The sequence below is a fragment of the Pseudoalteromonas sp. J2K-J031 genome, from assembly GCF_058197095.2.
Genome location: NZ_CM200279.1, coordinates 3805705 through 3815226, shown reverse-complemented (window position 1 = coordinate 3815226; position 9522 = coordinate 3805705). Strand labels below are relative to the sequence as shown.

At 40.5% G+C, this 9522-nt stretch carries 11 protein-coding genes; all 11 read left to right on the top strand.

Annotated elements, in window-relative coordinates; translation table 11 throughout:
• The 11 genes from mnmG to atpG all read left to right on the top strand — a co-directional run bounded on the left by mnmG (position 1) and on the right by atpG (position 9508).
• Complete coding sequence (mnmG, locus tag AC3KZC_RS17310) at positions 1-1890, top strand: tRNA uridine-5-carboxymethylaminomethyl(34) synthesis enzyme MnmG (RefSeq protein WP_490579754.1); 1890 nt, start codon at positions 1-3, stop codon at positions 1888-1890.
• 14 nt (positions 1891-1904) lie between these two features.
• Positions 1905-2525: a 16S rRNA (guanine(527)-N(7))-methyltransferase RsmG gene (gene rsmG / locus AC3KZC_RS17305; RefSeq protein WP_490579755.1), complete on the top strand. Its 621-nt coding sequence runs from the start codon at positions 1905-1907 to the stop codon at positions 2523-2525.
• Between the two features lie 15 nt (positions 2526-2540).
• Positions 2541-3326, top strand: a complete 786-nt coding sequence (locus AC3KZC_RS17300) for a ParA family protein (RefSeq protein ID WP_490579756.1) — start codon at positions 2541-2543, stop codon at positions 3324-3326.
• A 21-nt stretch (positions 3327-3347) separates the two neighbouring features.
• Entirely contained in the window at positions 3348-4271 is a 924-nt protein-coding gene (locus AC3KZC_RS17295) for a ParB/RepB/Spo0J family partition protein (protein ID WP_490579757.1), read from the top strand.
• A 145-nt stretch (positions 4272-4416) separates the two neighbouring features.
• Positions 4417-4797, top strand: a complete 381-nt coding sequence (locus tag AC3KZC_RS17290) for an ATP synthase subunit I (protein WP_490579758.1) — start codon at positions 4417-4419, stop codon at positions 4795-4797.
• Between the two features lie 15 nt (positions 4798-4812).
• Entirely contained in the window at positions 4813-5670 is an 858-nt protein-coding gene (gene atpB, locus AC3KZC_RS17285) for a F0F1 ATP synthase subunit A (RefSeq protein ID WP_490579759.1), read from the top strand.
• A 54-nt stretch (positions 5671-5724) separates the two neighbouring features.
• Positions 5725-5970: a F0F1 ATP synthase subunit C gene (gene atpE / locus AC3KZC_RS17280; protein ID WP_054206604.1), complete on the top strand. Its 246-nt coding sequence runs from the start codon at positions 5725-5727 to the stop codon at positions 5968-5970.
• 40 nt (positions 5971-6010) lie between these two features.
• Positions 6011-6481 carry a F0F1 ATP synthase subunit B gene (gene atpF / locus AC3KZC_RS17275; RefSeq protein ID WP_490579760.1) on the top strand — a complete coding sequence of 157 codons (471 nt, stop codon included), beginning with the start codon at positions 6011-6013 and terminating at the stop codon, positions 6479-6481.
• A gap of 16 nt (positions 6482-6497) precedes the next feature.
• Positions 6498-7031, top strand: a complete 534-nt coding sequence (gene atpH / locus AC3KZC_RS17270; protein WP_490579761.1) for a F0F1 ATP synthase subunit delta — start codon at positions 6498-6500, stop codon at positions 7029-7031.
• 15 nt (positions 7032-7046) lie between these two features.
• Positions 7047-8588, top strand: a complete 1542-nt coding sequence (gene atpA / locus AC3KZC_RS17265) for a F0F1 ATP synthase subunit alpha (RefSeq protein WP_490579762.1) — start codon at positions 7047-7049, stop codon at positions 8586-8588.
• A gap of 59 nt (positions 8589-8647) precedes the next feature.
• Positions 8648-9508, top strand: a complete 861-nt coding sequence (gene atpG / locus AC3KZC_RS17260) for a F0F1 ATP synthase subunit gamma (protein ID WP_490579763.1) — start codon at positions 8648-8650, stop codon at positions 9506-9508.
• The last annotated feature ends 14 nt before the right edge of the window (positions 9509-9522 follow it).

Genomic DNA, 9522 nt, shown 5'->3' with positions numbered 1-9522 from the left:
ATGATTTTTCATGAGCATTTCGATGTAATCGTAGTAGGTGGTGGACATGCGGGCACTGAAGCCGCTTTAGCCTCTGCACGAATGGGAATGAATACTCTGCTACTAACGCACAACATGGATACACTTGGCCAAATGTCATGTAATCCTGCGATCGGTGGGATCGGAAAAGGTCATTTAGTAAAAGAAATTGATGCCTTAGGTGGTGCAATGGCACAGGCCATTGATAAAGGCGGTATTCAGTTTAGAACCTTGAATTCATCAAAAGGCCCTGCAGTAAGAGCAACTAGAGCTCAAGCTGATCGCAAACTTTACAAAGAAGCGATTCAACAAACTTTACAAAACCAAGAAAATTTAAAAATATTTCAACAGTCATGTGACGATCTCATCGTTGAGAATGATCGTGTAATTGGTGTTGTTACTCAAATGGGTCTTCGTTTTTCAAGTCGTTCAGTTGTCCTAACCGTAGGCACATTTCTAGGTGGTCAAATCCATATTGGTATGGAAAGTTTTAGTGGTGGTCGTGCTGGCGATCAACCTTCCATCGCATTAGCGAGACGTTTGCGTGAATTACCTTTTAGAGTCAGTCGTTTAAAGACAGGCACTCCACCTCGAATTGATGCGCGTACTGTTGATTTTTCTAAAATGCAAATCCAACCAGGTGATACACCAACACCAGTGTTTTCATTTATGGGTAAGCAAAACGATCATCCAACACAGATCCCTTGTTACATTACTTACACCAATGAAAAAACACATGATGTGATCCGTAATAACTTAGATCGTTCACCTATGTATGCGGGTGTTATTGAAGGTATAGGCCCACGCTACTGCCCATCGATAGAAGATAAGATCACGCGTTTTGCAGATAAAGATCGTCATCAAATTTTTGTTGAACCTGAAGGTTTAACAACACACGAATTATATCCAAACGGGATCTCAACCAGTTTACCATTTGATGTGCAGTTACAGATTGTTCAATCAATAGAGGGTTTTGAAAACGCACATATTTGTCGTCCTGGTTATGCGATAGAATATGACTTTTTCGATCCTCGAGATTTAAAGCAATCACTCGAAACAAAATTTATTAGCGGTTTATTCTTTGCTGGCCAGATCAATGGAACAACCGGTTATGAAGAAGCGGCTGCGCAAGGTCTTATCGCGGGTATGAACGCAGCACTACAAGTGCAAGGTAAAGAAGCTTGGACACCACGCCGTGATGAAGCCTATGTGGGTGTGCTTATTGATGACTTGGCAACACTTGGAACTAAAGAACCTTACCGTATGTTTACTAGTCGTGCTGAATACCGTTTATTGTTACGTGAAGATAATGCCGATTTACGTTTAACAGCCAAAGGCCGTGAACTAGGATTAGTGAATGACGAACGCTGGGCTGCATTTAATCTCAAATTAGAAGAGATAGCAAAAGAAGCGCAACGCTTAAAAGAAGTGTGGATCCATAAAGATCATCCTCAACTTGCAGCGGTTAATAATTTATTAAAAGCCCCTTTGTCTCGTGAAGCGAGTTTAGAAGAATTAATCCGTCGACCTGAAGTTACTTATAATGAGTTAGTAAAAATCGAAGGCTTAGGTTCGCAAAGCACAAACACACAAGCTTTAGAACAGGTTGAAATTCAAATAAAATATGCGGGCTATATTACGCGTCAACAAGAAGAAATTGATAAACAACTCCGTCATGAAATGACATTGTTACCTGCAGACTATGATTATTCAGCTGTTTCAGGTTTATCAAATGAGGTTGTTGCAAAACTTTCAGATGTGCGCCCACAAACGATAGGTCAAGCATCACGAATTTCAGGTATCACGCCGGCTGCAATTTCGTTATTATTAGTTTATCTTAAGAAGCAAGGCTTGCTTCGTAAACTAGCTTAACTAAAAGGCTTAGTGTGTTACTCGATAAATTAAATCAACTGTTAGCTCAAACTTCAATTGAGCTAACACTATTACAAAAACAACAACTTGTTAAATACGTTGAATTATTAAACAAATGGAATAAAGCATATAACTTAACTTCAGTTCGTGACCCAAATGAAATGATGGTTAAACATATTCTTGATAGTTTAGTGGTTGCACCACATTTAACAGGTAAACATTATATTGATGTTGGTACTGGTCCTGGTTTACCTGGAGTGGTGTTGGCCATTGCATTACCAGAAACTCAATTTATTTTACTTGATAGTTTAGGCAAACGAATTCGTTTTTTAACACAAGTTAAACATGAGTTAGGTCTAACGAATATTTCTCCAGTGCAATCTCGAGTGGAAGACTTTCAAGCACCTGTTAAACTAGATGGTGTTTTGAGTCGAGCATTTGCTTCATTACAAGATATGGTTCAGTGGTGTAGTCACTTGGTTGATAGCTCTGGTAGGTTTATTGCGCTAAAAGGCCAATACCCAGAAGAAGAGTTAACGTCTTTGCCTCACAATATTAAATTTGAGCAAGATATATCGCTAGATGTGCCGCAGTTAAATGCACAAAGGCACCTAATAATACTAAAAAAAGACTAAGCGTCAGGGGATACTGTGGCAAAAGTCATCGCAATAGCTAACCAAAAAGGTGGTGTGGGTAAAACTACAACCGCGGTTAATTTGGCTGCTTCAATGGCGGCAACAAAACGTAAAGTATTACTGGTTGATTTAGACCCTCAAGGTAATGCAACTATGGGCAGTGGCGTTGATAAATATGCGGATATTGCAACTGTTTATGATTTATTAGTTGAAGAAAAACCATTTGACGAAGTGGTTCAAACCGAAACATCGGGTGAATACCATCTAATCGCTGCCAATGGCGATGTGACGGCTGCTGAAGTTAAGTTGATGGAATTATTTGCTCGTGAAGTGCGTTTACGCAATGCACTTGATCTTATTCGTGATCGTTATGAATTTATCATTATCGACTGCCCGCCTTCTTTAAATATGTTAACCGTAAATGCAATGGCTGCCGCTGACTCCGTGCTTGTCCCTATGCAGTGTGAATATTATGCCCTTGAAGGATTGACTGCGTTGATGGATACCATCACTCAATTAGCTAAATTGGTGAATCCAAAATTACAAATTGAAGGTATTTTAAGAACGATGTACGATCCTCGTAATCGTCTTGCTAATGACGTATCTGAGCAATTGAAGCAGCATTTTGGTGAAAAAGTATATCGCACCGTAATCCCTCGCAATGTTCGTTTGGCAGAAGCGCCAAGCTTTGGTACACCTGCTATGTATTACGACCGCACTTCATCAGGCGCGAAAGCCTATTTGGCCTTGGCCGGTGAAATGTTACGTCGTAAAGAGAAAATAAACTCTGCAGTCGCATAATATTTAAAAATAAGGGTTACTATGTCAGCAAAAAAACGTGGACTAGGAAGAGGTCTAGATGCTTTATTGATGTCATCAAAGCCCCCTTCAGCCACTACTGCGGATTATGATCCGTCGGTCACATCATATTCTCCAGAGACACCATCTGCAGTAGCTAGTGAATTACAAAAGCTTCCTATCGAGTTTTTACAATCAGGCAAGTACCAGCCTCGTCGTGACATGTCAGAAGAAGCGCTTGAAGAACTTGCAGCATCAATTCGTGCCCAAGGTATTATTCAGCCGATAGTTGTTCGCACCCTTGGTGAAAACAAATATGAAATCATAGCTGGTGAAAGACGTTGGCGCGCTGCACAAATAGCGCAACTTGATGTTGTACCTTGTTTAATTAAAGATGTGCCTGATGAAGCCGCTGTTGCTATTGCGTTAATTGAAAATATTCAGCGTGAAGATCTCAATGCAATGGAAGAAGCCGTTGCACTAGAACGATTATTGACCGAGTTTGAGCTAACGCATCAACAAGTTGCTGATGCTGTTGGTAAATCTCGTACTACAGTCACTAATTTACTTCGTTTAAATAATTTAAATGAAGATGTTAAAAAACTGCTTGAGTATGGTGATATTGAAATGGGCCATGCTCGCTGTTTACTTGCATTAGAAGATGACATTCAATCTGACACTGCACGTATCGTTGTGGCAAAAGCGCTCACAGTACGCGAAACAGAAAAGCTTGTTAAACAGACATTAGAACCTTTACCTCTTAAGCCTGAAGTGCCTAAAGACCCTGACGTTGAGCAGCTAGAGCGCCAATTATCAGATAACTTAGGAGCGCAAGTTGCAATAAGTTACAACAAAAAAGGTAAAGGTAAACTCGTCATTAGTTACACCAGTCTTGAAGAGCTCGACGGCATTATTGAACGGATTAATTCTGAACTGATAAATGAATAAATATCAGGCTTTAACGGCTGTTTAAGTTATTTTTATTTATAGCAATTATGTATCAGCCAAGTTGCAATAACGCTAGAAATCGGTATAATTTTGCGAGTTTTTTTATACTCTGATGATTAATTGTCGTACTAAAAGGTTAACGTTAATGTCAAACCGTTTAGCCAAAACATTACGTTTGGCAGCATTTAAGTTAATCGCTTTTCAGGGTTGTATTGCAGTTGTATCTGCAGTGATTGTTTTCGTAGGTTGGGGAGTAAGTGCAGGTTTGTCGGCTTTAGCTGGTGGCCTAGTCTCTGTACTCCCTAATTTTGTATTTGCAGCTTACTCTTTCAGATATGCGGGAGCGAGCAAAGCAAATCAAGTGTTTGACTCGATAAAACGAGGCAACGGATTAAAATTTTTGCTGACCATTTGCTTGTTTGCACTGGTATTTAAGTATTTTACAGTAATGGCTCTGCCATTTTTTTGCTGTTATATACTGGTAATGTTTTCGCAATGGGCAGCGCCGATTTTTTTTAATCATTAACTTTTGGGATAAAACATGGCTGCAGAAGAAGTTACTCTATCTAGCCATATTCAGCACCACTTGACCAATGCAAAGATGTGTTCGACCGATACCGGTTTGGCCTTCAATAAAGCATGTGCGGACAGTGGATTCTGGACATGGCACATAGATACCCTCGCATGGTCTATCGGTTTAGGTCTTTTATTTTTATGGATCTTCCGTCGTGCCGCTACAAAATCAACGATCGGTGTACCTGGTAAATTTCAGTGTTTCATTGAAATGGTTGTTGAATTCGTTGGAATGAACGTTCGTGATACTTTTCATGGTAAAAGTTCACTGATCGCTCCATTAGCCCTAACAATTTTTGTTTGGGTATTCCTAATGAATTTAATGGACTTAATTCCAGTTGATTTCTTACCTGCATTTGCTGGTTTCGTTGGTGAGACCGCGTTTGGTATGGATTCACATGACGTGTACATGAAAATCGTACCTACGACAGATATCAACTTAACGGCTGCACTTGCGTTAGGTGTGTTCTTATTAATGATTGGTTATTCAATCAAAATTAAAGGCATTATGGGCTTTATTAAAGAGCTAACATTGCACCCGTTCAGCACGAACAACAAGTTTGCAATGATTTTCTTAATTCCTTGTAACTTATTACTAGAAACAATTGCATTAGTCGCTAAGCCTTTCTCGTTAGCACTACGTTTGTTTGGTAACCTATATGCTGGTGAGTTGATTTTCATCTTAATCGGCGCAGTTGGTTTAATGCAATTACCGTTGCACTTTATTTGGGCTGTGTTCCACATCTTAGTAATCGTTCTTCAAGCATTCGTATTTATGATGCTGACGATTGTTTACCTAAGTATGGCTAGTTCAGATAATCATTAATTTTTAACTTTTAATATTTAACTTTAATTTACAATTGAAACTTTGGAGAAAAAAATGGAACAAGTATTATCAATGCCTGAAGCAATTAAGTTTATCGCAGTTGCTCTACTTATCGGTTTTGGTGCTATCGGTACAGCGATCGGCTTCGGTAACATGGGTGGTAAATTCCTTGAAGCATGTGCGCGTCAACCTGAGCTTGCACCTTCGCTACAAGTTAAAATGTTCATCCTTGCTGGTCTAATCGATGCTGTTGCAATGATTGGTGTTGGTATCGCAATGGTATTGTTGTTCGTACTTTAATCATACATTTGAACAGCTTACTATTTAAGGAGGAGCGGTCGTGAACTTAAACGCCACTCTACTAGGTGAATTAATTGCATTCGTAGTGTTTGTATGGTTCTGCATGAAGTTTGTGTGGCCACCACTTAACGGTGCAATTGAAGCTCGCCAGAAGAAAATCGAAGATGGTTTAGCTGCTTCTGATAAGGCTGAAAAAGATCTGGAACTTGCTCGTAAAAAAGCAACAGAACAGCTTAAAGAAGCTAAAGCACAAGCTGCTGATATCATCGAACAAGCTAAAAAGCGTGCGACGAAAATCGTTGACGAAGAGACTGCTCGTGGTCGTGAAGAGCGTGAAAATATTATCGCTCAAGGTCACTCTGAAGTTGAAGCTGAACGTAATCGTGCTAAAGAAGAATTGCGTAAACAAGTCGCTGTATTAGCGGTTGTTGGCGCTGAAAGAATTCTTGGACGCGAAATTAATGAAGCCGCTCACAGTGACATTGTTGCAAAACTTGTTACTGAGCTGTAATTAGGAGGGTCTGAGCATGTCTGAATTGACTACTATCGCTCGACCATACGCTAAAGCGGCTTTTGAACTTGCTGTTGAAAAAGGCAATGTAGAAAGTTGGAATGAAATGTTGTTTTTTGCCGGTGAAGTTGCCGCCAATGAACAGATTGCATCTCTACTCTCAGGCATTGCTACTGCAACTGAACAAGCAGATATTTTTATTAAAGTTTGTGCAGAGCAACTCAATGAGCAAGGTCAGAATCTAATCAAGCTGATGGCCGAAAATAAGCGTTTAGCCGCCATTCCGGCAGTTGCCCAAATCTTTGCAGAATTAAAAGCAGAGTTTGATAAAGAAATCGATGTAAATGTGATTTCGGCAACTGAACTTTCTGCTTCAGAGCAGGAAACATTGGTAGCGGCACTCGCAAAACGTTTCGCACGCAAAGTTAAGCTGAATTGTAGTGTAGACGCTACAGTTGTTGGTGGTCTTATCATTAAGGCGGGCGACACTGTAATTGATGGCTCTATTCGCGGTAAATTAAACCGCTTAGCCGTAACACTTCAATCGTAATTGGGAAGAAAGAGCATGCAACTTAATTCCACTGAAATTTCTGAGCTGATCAAAAAACGTATTGAGCAGTTCGAAGTTGTAAGTGAAGCCCGTAACGAAGGTACTATTGTATCTGTTACAGATGGTATCATCCGCATTCACGGTCTAGCTGACTGTATGCAAGGTGAGATGATTGAGCTTCCAGGCAACCGTTTTGCTATCGCATTAAACCTTGAGCGCGACTCAGTAGGTGCGGTAGTTATGGGTCCTTATGCGGATCTAACTGAAGGCCAAAAAGTATTATCAACCGGTCGTATTTTAGAAGTGCCAGTTGGTCGTGGTTTACTAGGTCGTGTTGTTAACACGCTAGGTGCTCCGATTGATGGTAAAGGCGCTTTAGATAATGACGGTTTTGAACCAGTAGAAAAAATCGCTCCAGGTGTAATCGAGCGTCAATCTGTAGATGAGCCAGTGCAAACTGGTTATAAGTCTATTGATGCGATGATCCCTGTTGGTCGTGGTCAACGTGAATTAGTTATCGGTGACCGTCAAACTGGTAAAACAGCATTAGCAATCGATGCAATCATCAACCAAAAAAATACAGGCGTTAAATGTGTGTATGTTGCGGTTGGTCAAAAAGCGTCAACAATTGCAAACGTAGTACGTAAACTTGAAGAGCACGGCGCATTAGCAAACACTATCGTTGTAGTGGCATCTGCTTCTGAATCTGCTGCACTTCAGTTCCTAGCGCCTTTTGCTGGTTGTACTATGGGTGAATATTTCCGTGATCGCGGTGAAGATGCCTTAATCGTATATGATGATTTGTCTAAGCAAGCTGTTGCTTATCGTCAAATTTCATTGCTATTAAAACGTCCACCAGGTCGTGAAGCTTACCCTGGTGATGTTTTTTATCTTCACTCACGTCTACTTGAGCGTGCATCACGTGTAAACGCTGATTACGTTGAAAAGTATACAAACGGTGCTGTAAAAGGCAAAACAGGTTCATTGACAGCATTGCCTATCATTGAAACTCAAGGTGGCGACGTTTCTGCGTTCGTACCTACAAATGTTATCTCTATCACTGATGGTCAGATATTCCTAGAAACAGGTCTATTCAACTCAGGTATCCGTCCAGCTGTTAATGCTGGTATCTCGGTATCGCGTGTTGGTGGTGCTGCGCAAACTAAAATCGTTAAAAAACTAGGTGGTGGTATCCGTCTAGCGTTAGCTCAATACCGTGAGTTAGCTGCGTTTTCTCAGTTTGCATCTGATCTTGATGATGCTACTCGTGCACAGCTTGAGCATGGTGAGCGCGTAATGGAGTTGATGAAACAACACCAATATGCACCTATGTCTGTTGCTGAAATGTCTCTATCATTATTTGCTGCTGAAAAAGGCTACTTAAAAGATATCGAAGTTTCTAAAGTAATCGATTTCGAAGCTGCTTTATTGTCTTATGCAAATAGCACTTATGCTGAGCTTGTGGCTCTAATCAACGAAACAGGTAACTACAACGCTGAGATCGAAGCGAAGTTAAAAGAACTTTTAGAAAAGTTCAAAGCTACGCAAACTTGGTAATTTAGTTATGTGATGGTGAGTGTTGTTTTTGACACTCACCTTGATTCGGAGAGAGAGTCATGGCCAGTGGAAAAGAGATAAAAAGCAAGATCGGGAGTATCAAAAATACTCAAAAGATCACCAGTGCTATGGAAATGGTTGCTGCTTCAAAAATGAAGAAAGCGCAAGACCGTGTGGCTGCAAGCCGTCCATACGCTGAGAACTTACGTAAAGTGATCGGTCGTGTTGCACAAGCTAATCTTGACTTCAAACATCCGTTTTTAGCTGAGCGTGATGTTAAGCGCGTTGGTTATATTGTTATCTCTACTGACCGTGGTCTATGTGGTGGCTTAAACTCTAATGAGTTTAAAAAAGTGACCCTAGACGTTAAAGCGTGGAAAGATAAAGGCGTTAAAGCTGAATTTGCTACTTTAGGCAATAAAGCAGCTGGATTTTTTCAACGTTTTGGTGGTCAACTTCTCGCTTCTAAAGCGGGTTTAGGAGATGTGCCTTCACTAGCGGACGTAATTGGTCCGGTAAAAGTTATGCTTGATGCATACTCTGAAGGCAAAATCGACCGTTTATACGTGGTATATAACAAGTTTGTTAATACTATGAAGCAAGAGCCAGTGATCGAACAGTTATTACCTTTGCCAAAAGCAGAAGAACAGGTATCAGCTTACACTTGGGATTATTTATATGAACCAAGCCCAGAGTCTATCTTAGAGACTTTGTTAGTGCGTTTCATTGAATCACAAGTTTACCAAGGTGTAGCTGAAAATGCTGCCTCAGAACAAGCCGCTCGTATGGTTGCAATGAAAGCTGCAACTGACAATGCTGGTGATCTGATGGATGAGTTACAGCTGATATACAACAAAGCTCGCCAAGCTGCAATCACACAAGAAATTAGTGAGATTTGTTCTGGTTCAGCAGCAGTTTAATGCTTCGGGCAAAG

What these genes read in the sequence shown, in the direction of transcription:
- mnmG (WP_490579754.1), top strand. Translation starts at nt 1, where the DNA reads ATGATTTTTCATGAGCATTTCGATGTAATCGTAGTAGGTGGTGGACAT.
- AC3KZC_RS17295 (WP_490579757.1), top strand. Translation starts at nt 3,348, where the DNA reads ATGTCAGCAAAAAAACGTGGACTAGGAAGAGGTCTAGATGCTTTATTG.
- AC3KZC_RS17290 (WP_490579758.1), top strand. Translation starts at nt 4,417, where the DNA reads ATGTCAAACCGTTTAGCCAAAACATTACGTTTGGCAGCATTTAAGTTA.
- atpB (WP_490579759.1), top strand. Translation starts at nt 4,813, where the DNA reads ATGGCTGCAGAAGAAGTTACTCTATCTAGCCATATTCAGCACCACTTG.
- atpE (WP_054206604.1), top strand. Translation starts at nt 5,725, where the DNA reads ATGGAACAAGTATTATCAATGCCTGAAGCAATTAAGTTTATCGCAGTT.
- atpH (WP_490579761.1), top strand. Translation starts at nt 6,498, where the DNA reads ATGTCTGAATTGACTACTATCGCTCGACCATACGCTAAAGCGGCTTTT.
- atpA (WP_490579762.1), top strand. Translation starts at nt 7,047, where the DNA reads ATGCAACTTAATTCCACTGAAATTTCTGAGCTGATCAAAAAACGTATT.
- atpG (WP_490579763.1), top strand. Translation starts at nt 8,648, where the DNA reads ATGGCCAGTGGAAAAGAGATAAAAAGCAAGATCGGGAGTATCAAAAAT.